We start from the raw sequence: 20,196 nt of genomic DNA, 5'->3' as shown, positions 1-20,196 counted from the left end.
CCCTTGGAAAGGAGCATGAGGGAGGCCACCGATGACCAACGTGAATACCGATTTTGGCACGCTCGACCCGATGTTTCATCCTGCTGCCCATTACGACTCGCCTGCCGATGTCCTGAATGCGGAAGGACTCTCCACGCCGGAGAAGCGGATCATCCTGTCGTCCTGGGCATCCGACATGTATGCAGTCGAGTCTTGCCCTGCATTGCGCGAGATTCCCGGCATCAGCCAGAGGATCCGGCTCGCCGATATCCTGGCTGCGCTGCGCCGGCTCGACGGCGACAATGACAACGACGATCCGCCACGCGGGGGCGGTCTCGCGATGCGGCTGCGGCGGCCCTGGGCCGCCGCAGAGCAACGAGGCGCGTGATGCTGCTTACGCAAACGGTTCTGGCGCTCGTGTTGCTCAGCCAGATCGCGGCGGCATGGACCGTTCCCCTCCTGGTGCAGCAGGACAGAAATGGTGGCGGAACTGCCCACTGACGATATGGCTCTTCAACAGATGACATCCGCGGCAACGCGCTCCCGACAATTCGCGAGAGCTGTGCCGACATTGGGCTCGGGCACGCTTTGCCTGGCGGCTGTTGCTACCCGCAGGACCTGATCGCGGGGACGTTCCGCCCCGAGAAGCGGCGGGTCCGTCCCGGCGATCGTGATGACGTGTGATCCCGGCTCAGGCGGCGCGGTAATCCGGCTCGCCTTGCAGGTCACGGATCAGCCGACGCTCGCGCTCGATGCGTTGCCGATAAAGCTCGCGCTCATGCTCGGTCTTCGCACTTGCAAGAAGACGCTCGTAGTGGCCGATCACCTTCTCGCTGCCGCGAATGAGCGCCTCCTGCTGACGGTTCATCGCGCCATCCCCGTTGCTTCGGCCGGCATCCCGGAGGGGTGGAAGCCGCCAGGGAAGGTCGCCGCGGTCAGCGCATCAAGCGCCGACGTCTCCTCTGCCAGGCGCCTCTCGATGAAATGGCGTTCCAGCTGCGACAGCTTTGTTTTCAGTAGCCGTCGATAGCGGTGAATATTGTTGCGGTGTGCGCGGATGCGGGCCAAATTCTCATCGAGCATCGTCGTCTCTCCAGACGGTCGCGTTGGATCCTTTGATTTTCGAAGGTGAGAAAGTACTTTCTCGGCGAGAAAAATATTCAATGCGAAACGGGTGTCAAGATGTTCGAAGCTCGCAACTCGGCCGTTCCTGTTGCTGGCACGCTGAAGATCGACTATCAGCCGGACCGGTTGCGCTTGACGCGGCCCAATGACAAGGAAGGGAGCCCTGAGATGAAACGGACCTCACCCACGCGACGCGATCTGCTCGCAACCGCAGCGGCTGCCACCGCGGTTTCCATGGCCGAGGTCGCGCCAGCCGCAGCGCAGGCTGGACCGAAGCCGATCTTTGCAGTGCCGATGGTGACGATTCCGATCGTCGGCGAGAGCCAGGTGTTTCAGGTTCGCCGCATCTATTGCATCGGGCGCAATTATGCGGCGCATGCGATCGAGCGCGGATCGGATCCGAACCGCGAGCCGCCGTTCTTCTTCCAGAAGCCGACCGACGCGATCCAGAACGTGGCGGTCGGCGAGGTCGCCGATCATCCCTATCCGTCACTGACCAAGAACTATCATCACGAGGTCGAGCTGGTAGCAGCACTGAAATCGGGCGGCACCAATATCCCGGCCGATAAGGCGCTCGACCACGTCTATGGCTACGCGCTCGGCCTCGACATGACCCGGCGGGACCTCCAGAACGGCATGGCCGCGGAGAAGAAGCCCTGGGAGATCGGCAAGAGTTTCGACCACGCCGCGGTGCTCGGTCCGATTCACCCCGCGAGCAAGACCGGCCATTTCGAGAGGGGCGCCATCTCGCTGGCGATCAACGGCACGGTGAAGCAGAGCTCGGATCTCAGCAAGATGATCTGGAGCGTGGCGGAGCAGATCGCAAAGCTGTCGGAAGCGTTCGAGCTGAAGGCCGGCGACATCATCTATTCCGGCACGCCGGAGAATGTCGGTCCCGTCGTGAAGGGCGACGTGCTGCTGTGCAAGCTCGAGGGCCTGCCTGATATGTCGATCAAGATCGTGTAGCTGCTGTCGCTTCTTCCCGCGCGGCGGGACACAGGTCGCCATCGTCGCTCGACGGGCTGGTTCCGCCGGTCGATTGCCTTTTGTTGGCCGGCAAGCGAACCTCATGAGGCCATATTTGAGCACGAGTGATTTCCCGTGAGGGAGGCGCTCCGATGACCAAGGCTTTGATCACTGCTGTCGCAATGCTGGCCTGTGTGCCCGTGAGCGCGGTTGCGCAGGAGCGCGCCGGGGATGCTGCACTCGGTGCCGTCTCGGGGGCGGTGGTGCTGGGGCCAGTCGGTGCGGTTGCAGGCGCCTTGATCGGTTACACCGCCGGACCTTCGATCGCCCGGTCCTGGGGTGTGAGAGGTTCGCGGTCGGCAGGACACCGGCAGCCGCGGCGCGCGGCGGCGACCAGCGGCCCATCGCGCACGCGCCAGGCCATGAATGCCAACGGCCAGATGAGAGCTGCCGGCAATCCGGCTCCGCCGGTTCAACCTCCGCCCGCCGCGTCGGCGCAGAGCTCGACGCCGCCCGTTCAGGGATTCGACTGAGGCCGTCGCATGACGGGATGAGGGCTGATCGCTGCCACGACGGAGGTGCGCTGCCTCTCCCGCAAGCGGGAGGGGCGAACGACCCGCGGCAATCGATTCAACCTAAAGACATTCCACCCTAGGGCTGGCCGAGGACCTTCTTCGCGGCGCGAAGATGCGGCTTGTCGATCATCTGGCCGTCGAGCCGCAGCGTGCCGGAATTGGGATTGCTGCCAAACGCCGCGATCACCTTCTCCGCCCAGGCGCGTTCGGCCTCGGTCGGCGCGAACGCCGCGTTGACGACATCGACATGCTTGGGATGGATCAGCGCCTTGGCCGAAAAGCCGTCGCGCCGCGCGGCGCGGGTCTCCTGCTCGAGGCCGGCGAGATTGTCGATGTCGGTATAGACGGTGTCGATCGGCGCGACCTCGGCCGCGGCCGCTGCCATCAGGCAGAGATCGCGCGCGAGGCGATAGGGGCTGTGGAACACGCCGCCGGACGCCTTTTCGGTGGCGCCGAGCGAGGCCGAAAGATCTTCGGCGCCCCACATCAGGCCGGCGAGGCGAGGGGAGCAGCCCTTGTAGCTGCCGAGCCCGAAGATCGAAGCCGCGGTCTCCGTCGCCACGCAGACGATGCGGGTGGTGCCGATCACGATGCCGGCCGCTGCTTCCAAGGCTTCGAGCCAGGTTGCGACCTGCCTGACGTCGTCACCGCCTTGCGATTTCGGCAGCACGATGCCGTCGGGCCTGCCGGGCAACACCGCAGCGAGATCGGCCAGCGTCATGCCGGTGTCGAGCGCGTTGACGCGGACATAGAGCTGGTGCGGGCCGGGGCGGCTCTTCAGCATCGCCAGCGTCAATCCGCGCGCCTCCGCCTTCTTCTCGGTGACGACGGAGTCCTCGAGGTCGATGATCAGCGCGTCGGCCTTGCCTTCGCTCGCCTTCTCGAATTTGCGCGGGGAATCGCCCGGCACGAACAGCATCGAACGCATCAGACCGGCCTCCTGTGCATCATCGCCATGCGGCGGCATTTCCCGACGATCTCGTCGTTCTGGTTCAAGGCATGGTGCTCGAACTCGACGATGCCGGCCTTGGGCCGTGATTTGGATTCCCGCACCGAGAGCACCTTTGTCGTCGCCCGCAACGTGTCGCCATGGAAGACCGGTTTTGGAAACGTGACGTCGGTCATGCCGAGATTGGCAACGGTGGTCCCCATGGTCGTATCATAGACCGTCATGCCGATCATGATGCCGAGGGTGTAAAGGCTGTTGAAAATGCGCTGGCCGAACTCGGTCTTTTCGGCGAAATGCGCATCGATGTGCAGCGGCTGTGGATTGAGCGTCAGCAGGCTGAACATGGTGTTGTCCATCTCCGTGACGGTCCGGGTCAGCGGATGCCTGAACTCCTGGCCTACGGAAAAGTCTTCGAAATAAAGTCCGGCCATCGCGGTTTCCTCCCTGCGAAATAACGGCGCGCTCATAGCTTTACGTCGCATGACCCTATGCATGGTAGACACAGTTGATAGACAAATTCACGTATCTGTACGCGGTTTTTCGAGCTAAGAACCCAGGCAAGGATACGTCAGGGCGCGCAGCAAGCGGCCACGGCCTTTGAGCGGGGAACGCGAAGAGACGGGAGATGGCGCGGTCGCGGCTCCCGACAAGGAGATCAAGACCATGGATTTCGCGCTCACCGATCAGCAGGAAGCCATTCGCGACGCCATCGCCAAGATCTGCGAAGGCTTTCCGGATGCCTACTGGCTGAAGAAGGACCATGACGGCGGCTTCCCGCACGATTTTCACAAAGCACTTGCGGACGCCGGCTGGCTCGGCATCTGCGTGCCGGAGGAATATGGCGGCTCGGGGCTCGGCATCACCGAAGCTGCAATCATGATGCGCACCATCGCCGAATCCGGCGCCGGCATGTCCGGTGCTTCCGCGGTCCACATCAACGTGTTCGGCCTCAATCCGGTGGTCGTGTTCGGCACCGAAGAGCAGCGCAAGCGCATGCTGCCGCCGATGGTGGAGGGCCGTGAGAAGGCCTGCTTCGCCGTCACCGAGCCCAACACCGGCCTCAACACCACGCAGCTCAAGACCCGCGCGGTCGCCAAGAACGACCGTTACATCGTCAACGGCCAGAAGGTGTGGATCTCGACCGCGCAGGTCGCGCACAAGATCCTGCTACTGGCCCGCACCACGCCGCTGGAAGAGGTGCGCTCGCCGACCCATGGCCTCAGCCTGTTTTACACCGATTTCGACCGCACCAGGATCAAGGTCCACGAGATCGAGAAGATGGGCCGCAAGATCGTCGATTCCAACGAGCTGTTCTTCGAGGACTTTGAAATTCCGATGGAGGACCGCATCGGCGAAGAGGGCAAGGGTTTTCAGTACATTCTCGAAGGCATGAACCCCGAGCGTATCCTGATCGCGGCGGAGGCGGTCGGCCTTGGCAAGCTGGCGCTGGCGCGCGCCACGGAATATGCCAAGACGCGCGTGGTGTTCAACCGGCCGATCGGCAAGAACCAGGGCATCCAGCATCCGCTCGCGGTGAACTGGGTCGAGCTCGAGGCGGCGTGGCTGATGGTGATGTCGGCGGCCTGGCAATACGACAAGGGCATGCCGTGCGGCGCTGCGGCCAATGCCGCAAAGTATCTGGCGGGCGAAGCCGGCTTCTCGGCCTGCGAGCAGGCGGTGATGACCCATGGCGGCTTCGGCTACGCCAAGGAATTCCACGTCGAGCGCTATTTGCGCGAGGTCCTGATCCCGCGCATCGCGCCGGTCAGCCCGCAACTCGCGCTCAGCTTCATCGCGGAGAAGGTGCTGGGGCTCGCGAAGTCGTACTGAACGAGCCTTGTGGCGCAAACCAAATAGGCCCGCCTATTCGGCGGCGATGCGCTCCATCGCCATAGCGCGAAGCCTGGCGCGCTGGATCTTGACGCCGTTGGCGCTGTCGGTGACGGGGAAGGCGTCTACGAGATAGATTCGCGCCGGCACCTTGTAGCCGGCGAGCCGCTCGCGCAGGCGCGCGACCAGCCTCTCCTGCATTGGCGGCTCCCTTGCAGGGATCACGAATGCGACGCAGCGCGCCTGGCCCTTGAGATCGACGGCAACCACCTGGGCGTCGGCAACGCCCGGGCACGATTTGAGCTCGTCCTCGATCTCGCCGGGCGCGACGAGGAAGCCGCCGAGCCGCATCGCATCGCCCGCGCGGGTCTCGTAGACGAAGGAGCCGTCGCCGCGCAGCCGGCCGATGTCGCCGGTGCGGAAGAACCCGTCCGCGGTGATCGCATCGCGCGTCGCATCCGGGTTGTTGAAATAGCCGAGGAAGCGTGACGGCGCACTGATCTCGATCTCGCCGGAAATGCCGCTAGCCGCAAGCTCGCCGGTTTCGGCGTCGCGCACGCGCACCTTTGCGTCAGGTGACATCGGCCAGCCGCCGCCCTCGATGCGATCGGCGAAGGCGTCGCTTGCGCAGGCGATCGAGAACAAGGCCTGCACCTCGCTCGATCCGTAGAGGCCGAACAGCGGCAGGCCGCGCGCCTCGGCCTCCGCGGCAAGTTCGCGCCAGCCGGGCTGGAATGCGGCAAAGCCGCAGACTTCGAGATGCGGGAATGGGCGCGGCGCATCGCTGAGGGCGAGAATGCGCCGGAACATCTCGTCGGAGCCGAAGGCGTGCGTGATCCCCTGCGTGCTGAGGATCTCCAGTGCCGGCACCGCCTCGAAGGCGTCGAGCACGTGGACGGTCGCGCCCGCCGCGACGAAGCCGAGCAGGCTCGTCATGCCGAAGGTGCCGCAGAACGGCAGCATCGCCAGCAGCGCGTGACGCTGCGGATCAAGCCGAAGCGCCTTGGCGACGGAGAAGGCGTGGCCCGCCAGCGTCCGCTGCGAATGCGCGACGAGCTTCGGCCCCTTGGTGGTGCCCGATGTCGTGTAGAGCAGCACCGGAAGATCGACGTCATCTTGAGCTGGCGCCGGCGGATAAGACCTGTCGAACGCATCGAAGCGCACGCAGGGCCAATGCGCCGGGATCGCATCCGCGCCGATCACCGCGAGCCGTTGCAGCGCGGGAATCTCGTCCTTGGCGATGTCGGCGAGGATCGCGGCAAAATCGATCGCGCGGAATGCGGCCTCGACCACCATCAGCCTGGCGCCGGACAAACGAAGCAGATGCGCGACTTCCGCGCTGCGGTAGCGCGTATTGACGGCCGCGACGATCGCGCCAAGGCGGGCGGCGGCGAACAGCAGCGTGACCCATTCGATCCGGTTGACCAGCCAGACAGCGATCACGTCGCCCTTGCCGATGCCTTGCGCCGCAAGCCAGGCCGCGGTCTGCTCGATCCTTTCCGAGAACTCAGCGCGCGAGATCTGCATGCCGTCGCATACGAAGGCGGTATCGGCGGCGGCCTCGGTCCGGATCAGCGATTGCAGCGAAAACGCGTTGGCACTCATGGCAAGGGGAGTAACCCGATCGCGCAAACCTGTCTACTTGGTGCCGAACATCCGGTCGCCGGCATCGCCCAGGCCCGGGACGATGTAGCCGTGGTCGTTGAGCCGCTCGTCGATCGCGGCGGTCCAGATCGGCACATCAGGATGTTCGCTCTGGAACTGGGCGATGCCCTCGGGCGCGGCCAGAAGGCAGACGAAGCGGATGTCGCGCGCGCCACGGGCCTTGAGCAGGGAGGCGCCGGCGCAGGCCGAGTTGCCGGTCGCCAGCATCGGGTCCATCAGGATCACGGTGCGGTCGGAAAGGTCCTGCGGCGCCTTGAAGTAATATTCCACGGCCTGCAAGGTCTCGGGGTCGCGGTAGAGCCCGATATGGGCGATGCGCGCCGAGGGCATCAACGCCAGCATGCCGTCGAGGAAGCCGACGCCGGCGCGCAGGATCGGCGCCAGCGTAAGCTTCTTGCCGGCGATCTTGGGCGCCCGCATCGGCGCGATCGGCGTCTCGATCTCGACCAGCTCCAGCGGCAGGTCGCGCGTCACCTCGTAGCCGAGCAGCATCCCGATCTCGTTCAGGATCTCGCGAAAGCTCTTGGTCGAGCGGTCCTTCTCCCGCATCAGCGAGAGCTTGTGCTGGACCAGGGGGTGGGCGACGACGTTGACATTGCCAGTGCTCATGAAACCGCTCTACACGTTTCCCTAGAATTGCGCCAGATCGGCCGGGGCTTTTCCGCCGGACGGGCGGCGTCAACCGGGCATCGCCACCGCGCTGCGGGCCCGGCTGCTCGCGGCATAGGCAGCCATGGTCAGTTCGCGGTTGGAGCGGAGGAGCTAGACGCCGAGCCCGCGTGCGACAAGCGTGATCACCAGCGTCAGGATGGCGCCCCAGATCAGGCTCAGCGTCATGGTCAGGATGGTCATTGTGACCGCCTGCTCGAGATGTCCCTTGAAGGGCTGCATGCTAGCCGTCCGAGGCCGGGCGCGCGGTGATGCGCATGCCCAGCAGCAATGCGCCCATCAATGCGACCAGGATGACGATCTTGAGCTCGATCATGTCGTTACCTCGTCTGCAGGGTCATGATGTCTGCCGCACCCGGGTCAGGCGTGGAGATGCCAGACATAGATTGCCGTCCGCAGCGCAATGAGCGCGGTGAGCACGCTGCCCATCGAGAGCAGGGTCAGCGCGCCGAGCGCGAGGCGCTTGAGCCGGGCCTTGCGCGCTGCCGATATACGCGCCGGGCGCTCCGCCCAGGCGAGAGGCCGTTCAAGGCCGTGTGTCAGCATCGACATTTTCGGAAGTCCTTGTCCGTGGTGCGGCGAGAGCCGTCCCAATCCGTCTCGTAGGATGATGATCGCGGCGTAGGATTGCGAGATGAGTGCCGGGGCCGCCGTATAGGAATGTCATAAGGAAACCGGACGTCGCGCCGGCCGCCGAGACGATCGGGCTCCGTGGCAGCGTCGCGTCAGGCGCCGACGCCATCGATCAGTTCCTCGTCTGCGATCGCGGCGAAGGCCTTCGCGACCTCCGCCTGGCCGGCGGCGTCCAGCGGAACGATCGGTAGCCGCGTGTCCGGCCGCATCAAGCCGAGCATGCCGAGGGCGCTCTTGAGCGCCGCCGGGCTCTCCCTGGAGAGGCAGGTGACGAGGGGAATCAGGCGCTTGTGCAGGTAGCGTGCGGATTGCAGCCGGCCTTGCCTGACCTGCGAGAAGATCGTGCGGCAGAGATCCGGCACGATGTTGGCGATCTCCGAGATCGCGCCATCGCCGCCGTCCGTGATGTAGGCGAAAGCGGTGGCGTCGTCGCCGGACAGCAAGCGAAAGCCGGCCGGCAGATGCCGGGCGAGGCGCATCGGGCGGGTGATGTCGCCGCTACCGTCACGCAGGCCCACGAATTGGCGGGACTCGACCAGACGCAAGAGCGTCTCGTCGGTCAGCGGCCGCAGCGTGCGTGAGGGCACGTCGTGCAGGATCACGGGCAATCCGATCGCGCCTGCAACGGCGCGAAAATGCGCGAGCATCCCCTCCTGCATCGGCTTGTTGTAGGCGGGCACGACCGACATGACGGCATCGGCGCCGGCCGCCTCCGCGCGCCGCGCGAGCTCCATGGCGTGGCCGGTTGCGTTGGAGACCGCGCCCGCGATGATCCGCACGCGGCCGCGGGCGACGTCGACCGCGGTGCGAATGACGAGCTCCTGCTCGGCCGGCGAGAGCGTCGGTGCCTCGCCGGCCGTCTCGCAGACCACGATGGCTGGAACGCCGGCCGCAACCTGCCGTTCACACAGCGCGGCGAACGCCTTGAGATCGACCGCGTCGGCCGCATCGAACGGCGTCGGCAGGTCCGGAATGAAGCCGGTGAACCAGGCAGCGGGAGGGATGAACATGGTGCTTCGCCGGAAGGCGCCGGCTCAGGCGGCGCGGTGCGAGATGTCGGGGGTGGGGCGACTTGCCATGTCGAGCTCGATTTCGCGCGGCAGCTCGACAATGGTCTCGGGGTGCTGCCCGTTCTCGAACAGCGCATATTTGATCGCCTGCGCGCGGCTGACGAACAGGCCGCCATAAAGGCCGTGCTGTTCCTGGGCGACCCATTGTCCCCGGCCGTTCCTGCCGATGAAGACGATGGTCGAAGGCGAGCTGCACGAGGGAGGTTCGACGAATTTCACGAATCTATTCCTTCTGAACGATGCCGGCTCGGGACGCGTGTCTCTGCCTGCGCGCTCAATATCCTCAGTGACGAATATGATTTCGAGGGCGGAGGCGCGGCGATCTCATAGGAAGGTCATAAAGCCGGGAAGGAGCGGTCGCACAGGCCACGTCGTTGACGACGCGGAGTAGCGCGAGCAGTGCGAGCCTGCCCTAGCCGAAATTGTCGCAGGTGAGCGGCGCGTAAAGCGGATCCAGCACGGGGGGAACGGAAGGAACGCGCGGCCGCGGCACGTCTGTGGCCCGGACCTCGACGAGGGCCGACAGCAGAGCCAGCGCGAGGTCGGAATGGCGCGCCTCGACCGCGGCGTCCAGCCAGTCCGGCAGCTCACGCGCGCGCGACAGTGCACAATGCCACTCGCCCTCGTCATAGGCGATGCGGCGGACCTGCCACATCGGCAGCTCGAGCTCGATCAGCGCCAGCGCCGCATCGGCCCAGGCCTCGACGTCGATCAGGCGCATGATGCGTGCGGGGCGTTTACCCTCGGCGAGCGTGGGGACACGCCGGCAGGCGTGCGCGATGATGTCGAGCATCAGCGGCCGGGTCATCGCCGGTGCCGCGCGAAGCTGCTGGCTGAGGAAAGGTGGATCGAGGCGTCGGAGAGCGGCGGTCATGTCAGGCCTCCTGGAGTTGGCGTCGGTCAGTCGGCCGGCCTTGCCAGGATGGTCGGGAGCGCATTTGAAAACGAGATGGGGAAGCGGGGGGAGATATAGGGATTTCATAAGTGGCGCGTGGGTGGGCGAGGGGCGCAATCGCCCCATTCTCCGCTGTCATCCCCGCGCACGCGGGGATCCATAACCACAGGCAGTAGCTGAGGCGCAAATCAGGTCACTCCGAGTCCTCGCCCAACCTCTCCCTGTGGCTACGGATCCCGGATCTGCGCTGCGCTTGTCCGGGACGACGGGGGTTGTCTTCCGATCTCGGCCCGCGCCCGCCTTTATGAGATTCCTATATCTTCGCCATAGCCCTCATCTCGAAAACCTATGTCCGGGGTGGCACTTCAGCACGGTCGAAAATCCGAGCTGTCGCCCGTGGAAATGCGCTCCATTTCCGGCGCGAGCCGCCGGGTCACCGTGAGAAAGTTGCGCCGGATCTGATGGTGCAATGAGGAGTATCGCCATGATGGACATCCTGATGCTGGCGCTGGGCTTCGTCTTCTTCGCCCTCGCGATCGGCTACACCTACGCCTGCGAACGGCTGTGACGGAGCAAACCATGATCTTCGATTATGCGCTCGCCGGTGTCGTCTCGTTCGGTCTGCTGGTCTACCTCACCTATGCGCTGCTGCGGCCCGAGCGGTTCTGACCCGTGCTGCTGCTCGTCGAATTGCTGCTGGCGGACGCCGTGCTGGTCGCCTGCCTGCTGACGGTGCTCCTGCCGCTGTTGCGGGCAAAAAGTCTGAAGGATTGCACCAAGCCTGAAGGGTTGATTCCATGACTGTGATCGGTTGGCTCCAGATCATTCTGTTTTGCACCATTATTGTTGCGCTGGCCAAGCCGCTCGGCTGGTACATGACGCGCGTGTTTGGCGGCGAGCGGACCTTCCTGTCGCCGGTGCTGCGCCCGATCGAGGCCGGCATCTACTGGTTGTCCGGTGTCGACGAGAAGCGCGAGCAGCATTGGCTGACCTACACGGTTGCCATGCTGCTGTTCCATGTCGGCGGCTTCCTGATCATCTACGGCGTGATGCGGCTTCAGGCCGTGCTGCCCTTTAATCCGGCCGGGCAGGGCGCGGTCGCCGAGGATCTTTCCTTCAACACCGCGGTCTCCTTCATCACCAACACCAACTGGCAGAACTACGGCGGCGAGAGCACGCTGTCCTATCTCGTCCAGATGCTCGGGCTGACCCATCAGAACTTCCTGTCGGCGGCAACCGGCATCGCGCTGGCCATGGCCCTGATCCGCGGATTCTCGCGTGCCTCGATGCGCACGGTCGGCAATTTCTGGGTCGACGTCACCCGCTGCACGCTCTACGTGCTTCTGCCGATCTGCGTCGTCTACACGCTGTTCCTGGTCTGGCAGGGCATGCCGCAGACGCTCGGCCCGTATGTCGAGGCGACCACGCTCGAAGGCGCCAAGCAGACCATCGCGGTCGGCCCGGTCGCTTCTCAGGTGGCGATCAAGATGCTCGGCACCAATGGCGGCGGCTTCTTCAACGCCAATGCGGCGCACCCGTTCGAAAATCCAACTGCGCTGGCGAACTTCGTGCAGATGTTGTCGATCTTCGCGCTCGGCGCCGCGATGACCAACGTGTTCGGCCGCATGGTCGGCAACCAGCGCCAGGGCTGGGCGATCCTGTCCGTGATGGGCGTGCTGTTCGTTGCAGGCGTCGCAATCACCTATTGGGCGGAGGCCAATGGCACCTCGACCATGCATGCGCTGGGCCTGACCGGCGGCAACATGGAGGGCAAGGAGGTTCGCTTCGGCATCGTCGCGTCCTCGCTGTTCGCCGTCGTCACCACGGCCGCTTCGTGCGGCGCGGTCAACGCCATGCATGACAGCTTCACCGCGCTCGGCGGCATGATCCCGCTGATCAACATGCAGCTCGGCGAGATCATCATCGGCGGCGTCGGCGCCGGCCTCTATGGCATGCTGCTGTTCGTCGTGCTCGCGATCTTCGTGGCGGGGCTGATGGTCGGCCGCACGCCGGAATATGTCGGCAAGAAGATCGAGGCGCGCGAGGTCAAGATGGCGATGCTCGCGATCCTGGTGCTGCCGCTGATGTATCTCGGCTGGACCGCGGTCGGCGTGGTCTGTCCGGCGGCGGTCGCCTCGATGGCGAATGCCGGCCCGCACGGTTTCACCGAGGTGCTCTATGCCTTCACGTCGGCGACCGGCAACAACGGCTCGGCCTTCGCGGGCCTGACCGGCAACACCCTCTTCTACAACCTCACGCTGGCAAGCGCGATGTTCGTTGGCCGCTTCTTCATGATCGTCCCGGCGATGGCGATTGCGGGCTCGCTGGCCGCCAAGAAATCCATCCCGCCGTCGGCAGGCACCTTCCCGACCACGGGCGGGCTGTTCGTCGGCCTCGTCGTCGGCGTGATCCTGATCATCGGCGGCCTGACCTTCTTCCCGGCACTCGCGCTCGGCCCGATCGTCGAGCATCTGGCGATGAACGCCGGCAACCTCTTCTGATTGTCTGGAGTGACCTCCATGGATACGATGAAACTGCAAAAACGTGCTGCCGTCTCGGCAATGGCCGATCCGAAGATCGTGCTGCCGGCGATCCGCGGCTCCTTCACCAAGCTCGATCCGCGGCTGATGGTCAAGAACCCCGTGATGTTCGTGGTCGAGATCGTGGCCGCGCTCACCACCGTGATCTTCCTGCGCGATGTTCTCACGGGCGGAGCCGGCCTCGGCTTCACGTTCCAGATCATCCTCTGGCTCTGGTTCACGGTGCTGTTCGCCAACTTCGCCGAAGCGGTGGCCGAAGGCCGCGGCAAGGCGCAGGCTGAATCGTTGCGCAAGACCCGCACCGAGAGCCAGGCCAAGCTGCTGACCGGCGCCGGCCAGGCCTTCAATCTCGTGCCGGGCACGAGTCTGAAGGTCGGCGACGTCGTGCTGGTCGAGGCCGGCGACACCATTCCCTCCGACGGCGAGGTGATCGAGGGCGTTGCGTCCGTGAACGAGGCCGCCATCACCGGCGAGTCCGCGCCCGTCATCCGCGAATCCGGCGGCGACCGTTCCGCGGTGACCGGCGGCACGCAGGTGCTGTCCGACTGGATCCGTGTCCGCATCACGGCGGCGCAAGGCTCGACCTTCATCGACCGCATGATCAAGCTGGTCGAGGGCGCCGAGCGGCAGAAGACGCCGAACGAGATCGCACTCAACATCCTGCTCGCCGGCCTCACCATCATCTTCGTGTTCGCCACCGTCACCATTCCGAGCTATGCGGCCTATGCCGGCGGCTCGATCTCGGTCGTCGTGCTGGTCGCGCTGTTCGTGACGCTGATCCCGACCACCATCGGTGCGCTGCTGTCGGCGATCGGCATTGCCGGCATGGACCGCCTGGTGCGCTTCAACGTGCTGGCGATGTCCGGCCGCGCCGTCGAGGCCGCCGGCGATGTCGACACGCTGCTGCTGGACAAGACCGGCACCATCACGCTCGGCAACCGGCAGGCGACGGCGTTTCGCCCGGTGCGCGGCGTGACCGAGCAGGAGCTCGCCGACGCCGCCCAGCTTGCTTCTCTCGCAGACGAGACGCCGGAAGGCCGTTCCATCGTGGTGCTGGCGAAGGAGAAATACGGCATCCGCGGCCGCGACATGGCGGAGCTCGGTGCCACCTTCATCCCGTTCACGGCGCAGACCCGCATGAGCGGCGTCGATGCCGGCCGCTCGTCGGTGCGCAAGGGCGCGGTCGATGCCATGCTGAACTATGTCGGTGGCGGCGCGCCGCTGGCGGTTGCTTCGGGCAACGCGGCGCGGGCGATCCAGCCGGCCGGGCTTTCGGATATCGGCCGGGAGGTGCAGACCATCGCCGACGAGATCGCCAAGGCCGGCGGCACGCCGCTGGCGGTTGCCAGGGACGGCAAGCTGCTTGGCGTCATCCAGCTCAAGGACATCGTCAAGGGCGGCATCCGCGAGCGTTTTGCCGAGCTGCGCCGCATGGGCATCCGCACCATCATGATCACCGGCGACAACCCGATGACCGCGGCTGCAATCGCGGCGGAGGCCGGCGTCGACGACTTCCTGGCGCAGGCAACCCCCGAGGACAAGCTCAAGCTGATCCGCGACGAGCAGGCCAAAGGCAAGCTGGTCGCCATGTGCGGCGACGGCACCAACGATGCGCCGGCGCTCGCGCAGGCCGACGTCGGTGTCGCTATGAACACGGGCACGCAAGCCGCCCGCGAGGCCGGCAACATGGTCGATCTCGACTCCAACCCGACCAAGTTGATCGAGGTGGTCGAGATCGGCAAGCAGCTCTTGATGACGCGTGGGGCGCTGACGACGTTCTCGATCGCCAATGACGTCGCAAAGTATTTTGCGATCATCCCGGCGATGTTCCTGGCGTTCTACCCCCAGCTCAATGTGCTCAACGTCATGAACCTGTCGAGCCCGCAGAGCGCGATCCTGTCGGCGATCATCTTCAACGCGCTCATCATCATCGCGCTGATCCCGCTCGCGCTGAAGGGCGTGGCCTACCGCGCGGTCGGTGCCGGCGCGCTGCTCCGGCGCAACCTCTTGATCTACGGCCTCGGCGGTATCGTCATTCCCTTCATCGGTATCAAGGCGATCGACCTCGTCGTGACCGCCTTGCACCTGGCTTGACCCGTCGGCGCACGGCGCATGGCGCCGCGCGCAACGACGAAGACTTAGGAGACCAACATGCTCAGAGAAATCCGCCCCGCCATCGTCCTCTTGCTGGTGCTCACCGCCATCACCGGCCTTGCCTATCCGCTCGCGATGACGGCCATCGCCGGCGCACTCTTTCCCGCGCAGGCTCAGGGCAGCCTGATCGAGAAGGACGGCACGGTGATCGGCTCCGCCCTGATCGGGCAGGAGTTTAGGGACGACAAATATTTCCACGGCCGTCTCTCGGCGACCGTTGCGCCGGACCCCAATGATTCGACCAAGACGGTGTCCGCGCCCTACAACGCCGCCAATTCGGGCGGCTCCAATCTCGGCCCGACCAGCAAGGCGCTGGCCGACCGGTTGAAGGAAGATGTGGACAAGCTGAAGGCCGAGAATCCGAACGCCGCCGTGCCGGTCGACCTGGTGACGACCTCGGCCAGCGGCCTCGACCCTGATATCTCGCCGGAAGCGGCGCAATTCCAGGTGCCGCGCGTGGCCAAGGCGCGGAATATGCCGGAGGATCAAGTGAAGCAGATCGTGACCGCCAACACCGAAAGCCGCTTGCTCGGCCTGATTGGCGAACCCAGGGTTAACGTTCTGGCACTGAATCTCTCGCTGGATCGCGCCGCCGCCAGGTAGCGGTCTAGGCTCGCGTCACGCAGATGATTATATTGGCAAAATGGTCCGAGAGCGCCGCGATCCCGAACAACGTCCGTCGCCCGAGGCGCTGTTGGAAGCGGCGCGGCGGGAAGGGAGCGCGAGCGGCAAGCTGAAGGTTTTCGTCGGCGCCGCCCCCGGCGTCGGCAAAACCTACGAGATGCTGCAAAGCGCCCACGCCAAGCGCAAGGCCGGCATCGACGTCGTGGTCGGCTTCGTCGAGACCCACGGCCGCGCCGAGACCGAGGCGCTGGTGCGCGGGCTCGAAGTGATCCCGCGCAAGCGGCTCGACTATCGCGGGCAGATCGTCGAGGAGATGGACCTCGATGCAGTGATCGCGCGCCGGCCGCAGATCGCGTTGGTCGACGAGCTCGCCCACACCAATGCGCCCCTTTGCCGCCATCCCAAGCGCTACCTCGACGTCGAGGAGCTGCTCTCCCACGGCATCGACGTCTACACCGCCGTCAACATCCAGCACATCGAGAGCCTGAACGACGTCGTCGCCCAGATCACCCATGTCAGGGTGCGCGAGACCGTGCCGGACTCGGTGTTCGATCGCGCCGACGCGATCGAGCTGATCGACCTCACGCCCGACGATTTGATCCAGCGCCTGAAGGAGGGCAAGGTCTATGTGCCCAAGCAGGCCGAGCGTGCGCTGGAGCATTATTTCTCGCCGGGGAACCTGACGGCGTTGCGCGAACTCGCTTTGCGGCGCACGGCCGAGCGGGTCGATGAACAGCTCCTCAATCACATGCAGGCCAATGCGATTCCCGGGCCCTGGGCCGTCGGCGAGCGCATTCTCGTCTGCGTCAGCGAGGATCCGCGTGCGGCCGGTCTCGTCCGCTACACCAAGCGGCTGGCCGACCGGCTGCATGCGCCATTCACCGCGGTTTCGATCGAGACGCGGCGATCGCTGCAATTGTCCGATGAGCAGCGCGACCGGCTGGCCGATACGCTGCGGCTCGCGGAATCGCTCGGCGGCGAGGCGTTGACCATTCCGGCGGTCGGCCGCCGCATTGCCGATGACGTCGTCAATTTCGCGCAAGGCAACAACGTCACCCAGATCGTGATCGGCAAGTCGACGCGCTCGCGCTGGTTCGAGATGACGCGCGGCTCGGTCGTGCACGACCTGGTGCGACGCGCCGGCAATATCACGGTTCATGTCATCGCCGGCGACGAGCTGCCCGGCGAAGCGGCGCCCAAGACGGCGGTGCAGGCCGCCGCGCGGTCGGAGCCGTTCAATCCGCTGCCCTATCTGAAATCGCTCGGCATCGTGCTGATCGGCCTCGGCGCCGCCGAGCTGATTCAGCCGCGGTTCGGCATCGAGAACGTCGACCTCGTGCTGCTGACGGCGGTGGTCGCGGTCGCGGTCCGCTACGGACTATGGCCGTCGTTGCTTGCGACCGTCGCGGCCTCGCTCTGTTACAATTTCTTCTTCCTGCCGCCGATCTACACCTTCACGATCACCGACCCGACCAACGTCGCCGCCTTCGTGCTGTTCATGGCGGTGGCGATGATCGTCTCCAATGTCGCGGCGCGCGTGCGCACCCAGGCCGATGCCGCCATCGGCCGGATCAGGATGAGCGAGCAGCTCTACGCCTTCAGCCGCAAGCTCGCCGGCACCGCGACGCTCGACGACGTGCTGTGGGCGACGGCCTACCAGATCGCGTTGATGCTGAAAGTCAGGGTGGTGCTGCTGCTGCCGGAAGAGGGCCTGCTCACGGTGAAATCCGGCTATCCGCCCGAGGACGAGCTCGATCAGGCCGATCTCGCCGCCGCTAACTGGGCCTGGAGCAACGACCGCCCCGCCGGCCGCGGCTCGGACACGCTGCCGGGTGCAAAACGGCTGTTCCTGCCGATGCGCACCGGGCGCGGCCCGATCGGGGTGATCGGCATTGACGACGACCGCACCGGTCCGCTGCTGACGCCGGACCAGCGCCGCCTGCTCGATGCGCTGGTCGACCAGGGCGCGCTCGCGATCGAGCGCGTGCTGCTGGTCGAGGACATGGACCGCGTCAAGCGCACCGTCGAATCCGAGCGGCTGCGCTCGGCGCTCCTGACCTCGATCTCGCACGATTTGAAGACGCCGCTTGCCTCGGTGCTCGGGGCGGCCTCCACCATGCGCGATCTCGCCGGCGCGCTTTCCGACACCGAGAAGCGCGACCTGCTCGCGACCGTGATCGACGAATCCGAGCGGCTCAACCGCTTCATCGCCAATCTGCTCGACATGACCAAGCTCGAGTCGGGTGCCATCGTGCCCAACGCGGCGCTACACGATCTCAGTGAGATCGTGGGTAGCGCGCTGCGGCGTGCAGCCAAGATTCTCACGGCGCACGAGGTCGATCTGGTGCTGGCCGCCGATCTGCCGATGCTGCAGCTCGATGCCGTGCTGTTCGAGCAGGTGCTGTTCAACCTGCTCGACAATGCCGCCAAATACTCGCCACCCGAGACCACCATCTCGATCCGCAGCCGGCGCGACAGCGATCATGTCGTGCTCGAGATCGCGGACGAGGGGGCCGGCATCCCGCCTGATGAGCTCGAGAGCGTGTTCGACAAGTTCTACCGCGTGCAGAAAGGCGATCATGTCCGTCCCGGCACGGGGCTCGGGCTCGCCATCTCGCGCGGCTTCGTCGAGGCGATGCGGGGCACGATCTCGGCCGCTAACCGCAGCGACCGCAGTGGCGCTGTCCTCACCATCCGTCTTCCCGTTCCGGCAGAGAGCCGCGCATTGGATACCGCCGCATGAGCGCAGCCCCGATTAAGGTCCTGGTCATCGACGACGAGCCGCCGATCCGCAAATTGCTGCGGATGGGGCTGACGACGCAAGGCTATGAAGTCCTGGAAGCGTCGAACGGCAGGACTGCGCTGGAGAGGCTCGTTGAGGAGCCGGCGCTGATCATCCTCGATCTCGGCCTGCCCGACGTGCAGGGGCTCGAGCTGCTGCGCACCATCCGCGCCCGCAACGAAGGCGTGCCGATCGTGGTGTTGTCGAGCCGCGGCGACGAAGCCGGCAAGGTACAGGCGCTCGATCTCGGCGCCGACGATTATCTCACCAAGCCGTTCGGCATGGACGAGCTTCTGGCACGCCTGCGGGCCGCGCTGCGGCATCAGCTCCAGGTCCAGGGCGAGCGCCCGGTGTTTCGCTGCGGTGATCTCTCGGTCGATCTCGTCCGCCGCATCGTCAAGATCGGCGAGCGCGAAGTGAAGCTGTCGCCGAAGGAATACGACCTGCTGCGCGTGCTGGTGCAGCACGCCGGCAAGGTGCTGACCCACCGCTTCCTGTTGAAGGAACTGTGGGATGAACTGACGGACGCGCAATACTTACGCGTCTACGTCCGCCAGCTCCGCCAGAAGATCGAAGCCGATCCGGAACGGCCGCAATATGTGCTGACCGAGACAGGGATCGGGTACCGGTTGAAGGCCGGGGATTAGGCTCCGACTTCGACAGCCCGTAGGGTGGGCAAAGGCGCAAAGCGCCGTGCCCACCATTCTCGCGATTTTGATAAAGGTGGTGGGCACGCTCCGCTTTGCCCACCCTACGATATCGAGTGCTGGGCGAGCCGTCCCTTCATCCCGCCTTGCGATGTCGCGCCGTGGACCGATGCGTCTTCTTCGCAGCCCGCTGCCGCCCCGTCGCGCGGCGCGCATTCGACTTCGCCGCCGCCTTCTTGCCGCCGCGCCCCTTCAGGCTCTGCTTCAGCGCATCCATCAGGCTGACGACGTTGCTGGGGCGCTCCTCGGGCTCGGGCAGCTCGATTGTCTTGCCAGACGCCTTGCGTTTCACCAGCGCCTTCAGCGCGGTCTCGTACTCGTCCTTGAACTTGCCGGGGTCGAAATGCGCGGCCTTGGTCTGGAGGATGTGGCTGGCGAGCTCGACCATGTCCTTGGTGATCTTCGGGCTCTTGATGTCGTCGAAGAACTGATCCTCGTCGCGCAGCTCGTAAGGAAAGCGCAGCGTGGTGCCGAGCAGGCCCTTGCCGAGCGGCTCGATCGCCATGATGTGCTCGCGGTTGGTGAGCACGATCTTGGCGAGCGCCACACGGTCCTGGTCCTTCATGGCGTCGCGGATCACCGCAAAGGCATCGACCGCGGCCTTGCCGTCGGGTGCAAGGTAATAGGGATGGTTGAGGTAACGCTGGTCGATCTCCTCGCTCGGCACGAAGCTCTCGATGTCGATGGTATGGTTGCTCTCGATCTGGACCGCCTCGAGCTCTTCCGGCTCGATCTCGACGTATTTGCCTTTGCGCAGCTCGTAGCCGCGGCCTTTCTGGTCGCTCTCGACGACATCGCCGGTCTCGGCATCGATCATCTGCTGCTTGAGCCGGTTGCCGGTCTCGCGGTTGATCAGGTGAAACCGCGTCTTCTCGGCCGCCGTGGTCGCCGGGTAAAGCACGATCGGACAGCTGACCAGCGAGAGCTTCAACGTTCCCTTCCAATAGGCGCGCGGGGCCATTCCATTCTCCAGCGTTTTCAAGGCGTTTTGGAACCCCAACCGCCCCGCGGGGTTTTGGTTCCGGATGGGACT

23 protein-coding genes are annotated in these 20,196 nt (G+C 65.3%); 11 read left to right on the top strand and 12 right to left on the bottom strand.

Annotated features, from left to right (window positions below; all coding sequences use genetic code 11):
- The first annotated feature begins 31 nt into the window (after positions 1 to 31).
- Complete coding sequence (locus AABA86_RS00655) at positions 32 to 367, top strand: hypothetical protein (RefSeq protein WP_212248260.1); 336 nt, start codon at positions 32 to 34, stop codon at positions 365 to 367.
- Positions 368 to 670: 303 nt separating this feature from the next.
- On the opposite strand, the gene AABA86_RS00650 is transcribed toward AABA86_RS00655, so the two are convergent.
- Positions 671 to 847 (bottom strand): hypothetical protein, encoded by a 177-nt coding sequence (locus AABA86_RS00650; RefSeq protein ID WP_338305408.1) that lies wholly within the window; start codon positions 845 to 847, stop codon positions 671 to 673.
- The gene (locus AABA86_RS00645; RefSeq protein ID WP_338305407.1) at positions 844 to 1,062 is read right to left on the bottom strand and encodes a hypothetical protein; all 219 of its coding nucleotides are present in this window, start codon (positions 1,060 to 1,062) and stop codon (positions 844 to 846) included. The genes AABA86_RS00650 and AABA86_RS00645 overlap by 4 nt, the downstream gene beginning before the upstream one ends.
- 210 nt (positions 1,063 to 1,272) lie before the next feature.
- On the opposite strand from AABA86_RS00645, the gene AABA86_RS00640 reads away from it, so the two are divergent.
- On the top strand, positions 1,273 to 2,070 hold the full coding sequence (locus tag AABA86_RS00640) for a fumarylacetoacetate hydrolase family protein (RefSeq protein WP_338305406.1): 798 nt from the start codon (positions 1,273 to 1,275) through the stop codon (positions 2,068 to 2,070).
- Between the two features lie 152 nt (positions 2,071 to 2,222).
- The gene (locus tag AABA86_RS00635) at positions 2,223 to 2,603 is read left to right on the top strand and encodes a hypothetical protein (RefSeq protein ID WP_338305405.1); all 381 of its coding nucleotides are present in this window, start codon (positions 2,223 to 2,225) and stop codon (positions 2,601 to 2,603) included.
- A gap of 118 nt (positions 2,604 to 2,721) precedes the next feature.
- Here the strand turns inward: AABA86_RS00635 and AABA86_RS00630 are convergent, their stop codons facing one another.
- Positions 2,722 to 3,573: an HpcH/HpaI aldolase/citrate lyase family protein gene (locus AABA86_RS00630; protein WP_338305404.1), complete on the bottom strand. Its 852-nt coding sequence runs from the start codon at positions 3,571 to 3,573 to the stop codon at positions 2,722 to 2,724.
- Complete coding sequence (locus tag AABA86_RS00625; RefSeq protein ID WP_338305403.1) at positions 3,573 to 4,076, bottom strand: MaoC family dehydratase; 504 nt, start codon at positions 4,074 to 4,076, stop codon at positions 3,573 to 3,575. Before AABA86_RS00625 ends, AABA86_RS00630 begins: the two co-directional genes overlap by 1 nt.
- A gap of 181 nt (positions 4,077 to 4,257) precedes the next feature.
- Between AABA86_RS00625 and AABA86_RS00620 the strand changes: the two genes are divergently transcribed.
- Positions 4,258 to 5,424, top strand: coding sequence for an acyl-CoA dehydrogenase family protein (locus AABA86_RS00620; RefSeq protein ID WP_338306128.1), 1,167 nt, complete (start codon positions 4,258 to 4,260; stop codon positions 5,422 to 5,424).
- Between the two features lie 33 nt (positions 5,425 to 5,457).
- Here AABA86_RS00620 and AABA86_RS00615 read toward each other — a convergent pair whose 3' ends face one another.
- From AABA86_RS00615 to AABA86_RS00585, 7 genes are all read right to left on the bottom strand, one after another.
- Entirely contained in the window at positions 5,458 to 7,029 is a 1,572-nt protein-coding gene (locus AABA86_RS00615; protein ID WP_338305402.1) for an AMP-binding protein, read from the bottom strand.
- A gap of 33 nt (positions 7,030 to 7,062) precedes the next feature.
- A complete protein-coding gene (gene upp, locus AABA86_RS00610) occupies positions 7,063 to 7,698 on the bottom strand; it encodes a uracil phosphoribosyltransferase (RefSeq protein ID WP_212248253.1) in 636 nt (211 codons plus the stop codon).
- Positions 7,699 to 7,851: 153 nt separating this feature from the next.
- Positions 7,852 to 7,980, bottom strand: coding sequence for a hypothetical protein (locus AABA86_RS00605; protein WP_283814243.1), 129 nt, complete (start codon positions 7,978 to 7,980; stop codon positions 7,852 to 7,854).
- A gap of 138 nt (positions 7,981 to 8,118) precedes the next feature.
- A complete protein-coding gene (locus tag AABA86_RS00600; RefSeq protein WP_212248252.1) occupies positions 8,119 to 8,310 on the bottom strand; it encodes a hypothetical protein in 192 nt (63 codons plus the stop codon).
- 173 nt (positions 8,311 to 8,483) lie between these two features.
- Positions 8,484 to 9,401 (bottom strand): 4-hydroxy-tetrahydrodipicolinate synthase, encoded by a 918-nt coding sequence (dapA, locus tag AABA86_RS00595; protein ID WP_338305400.1) that lies wholly within the window; start codon positions 9,399 to 9,401, stop codon positions 8,484 to 8,486.
- A 24-nt stretch (positions 9,402 to 9,425) separates the two neighbouring features.
- A complete protein-coding gene (locus AABA86_RS00590) occupies positions 9,426 to 9,680 on the bottom strand; it encodes a hypothetical protein (RefSeq protein WP_212248250.1) in 255 nt (84 codons plus the stop codon).
- A 193-nt stretch (positions 9,681 to 9,873) separates the two neighbouring features.
- The gene (locus AABA86_RS00585; RefSeq protein ID WP_338305399.1) at positions 9,874 to 10,335 is read right to left on the bottom strand and encodes a hypothetical protein; all 462 of its coding nucleotides are present in this window, start codon (positions 10,333 to 10,335) and stop codon (positions 9,874 to 9,876) included.
- Between the two features lie 600 nt (positions 10,336 to 10,935).
- Between AABA86_RS00585 and AABA86_RS00580 the strand changes: the two genes are divergently transcribed.
- From AABA86_RS00580 to AABA86_RS00550, 7 genes are read left to right on the top strand one after another with little or no spacing between them, the layout of a single operon-like run.
- Positions 10,936 to 11,025 (top strand): K(+)-transporting ATPase subunit F, encoded by a 90-nt coding sequence (locus tag AABA86_RS00580; RefSeq protein ID WP_212234662.1) that lies wholly within the window; start codon positions 10,936 to 10,938, stop codon positions 11,023 to 11,025.
- A 3-nt stretch (positions 11,026 to 11,028) separates the two neighbouring features.
- Entirely contained in the window at positions 11,029 to 11,157 is a 129-nt protein-coding gene (locus tag AABA86_RS00575) for a hypothetical protein (protein WP_256379457.1), read from the top strand.
- Complete coding sequence (gene kdpA, locus AABA86_RS00570) at positions 11,154 to 12,857, top strand: potassium-transporting ATPase subunit KdpA (RefSeq protein ID WP_338305398.1); 1,704 nt, start codon at positions 11,154 to 11,156, stop codon at positions 12,855 to 12,857. The genes AABA86_RS00575 and kdpA overlap by 4 nt, the downstream gene beginning before the upstream one ends.
- Before the next feature lie 18 nt (positions 12,858 to 12,875).
- On the top strand, positions 12,876 to 14,990 hold the full coding sequence (gene kdpB / locus AABA86_RS00565) for a potassium-transporting ATPase subunit KdpB (protein ID WP_338305396.1): 2,115 nt from the start codon (positions 12,876 to 12,878) through the stop codon (positions 14,988 to 14,990).
- 57 nt (positions 14,991 to 15,047) lie between these two features.
- Entirely contained in the window at positions 15,048 to 15,653 is a 606-nt protein-coding gene (locus tag AABA86_RS00560) for a K(+)-transporting ATPase subunit C (protein ID WP_338305394.1), read from the top strand.
- A gap of 40 nt (positions 15,654 to 15,693) precedes the next feature.
- Positions 15,694 to 18,417: a sensor histidine kinase gene (locus AABA86_RS00555; protein ID WP_338305393.1), complete on the top strand. Its 2,724-nt coding sequence runs from the start codon at positions 15,694 to 15,696 to the stop codon at positions 18,415 to 18,417.
- Complete coding sequence (locus AABA86_RS00550; protein ID WP_338305392.1) at positions 18,414 to 19,103, top strand: response regulator; 690 nt, start codon at positions 18,414 to 18,416, stop codon at positions 19,101 to 19,103. Before AABA86_RS00555 ends, AABA86_RS00550 begins: the two co-directional genes overlap by 4 nt.
- A gap of 136 nt (positions 19,104 to 19,239) precedes the next feature.
- On the opposite strand, the gene ku is transcribed toward AABA86_RS00550, so the two are convergent.
- Complete coding sequence (gene ku, locus AABA86_RS00545; RefSeq protein WP_338305391.1) at positions 19,240 to 20,124, bottom strand: non-homologous end joining protein Ku; 885 nt, start codon at positions 20,122 to 20,124, stop codon at positions 19,240 to 19,242.
- Between the last annotated feature and the right edge of the window lie 72 nt (positions 20,125 to 20,196).

Origin of the sequence: Bradyrhizobium sp. TM233, from assembly GCF_036247965.1 — a bacterium.
GTDB classification, from domain to species: Bacteria; Pseudomonadota; Alphaproteobacteria; order Rhizobiales; family Xanthobacteraceae; genus Bradyrhizobium; species Bradyrhizobium ottawaense.
The sequence above is the reverse complement of the archived record's forward strand: the minus strand, read 5'-3'. Positions and strand labels throughout refer to the sequence as shown.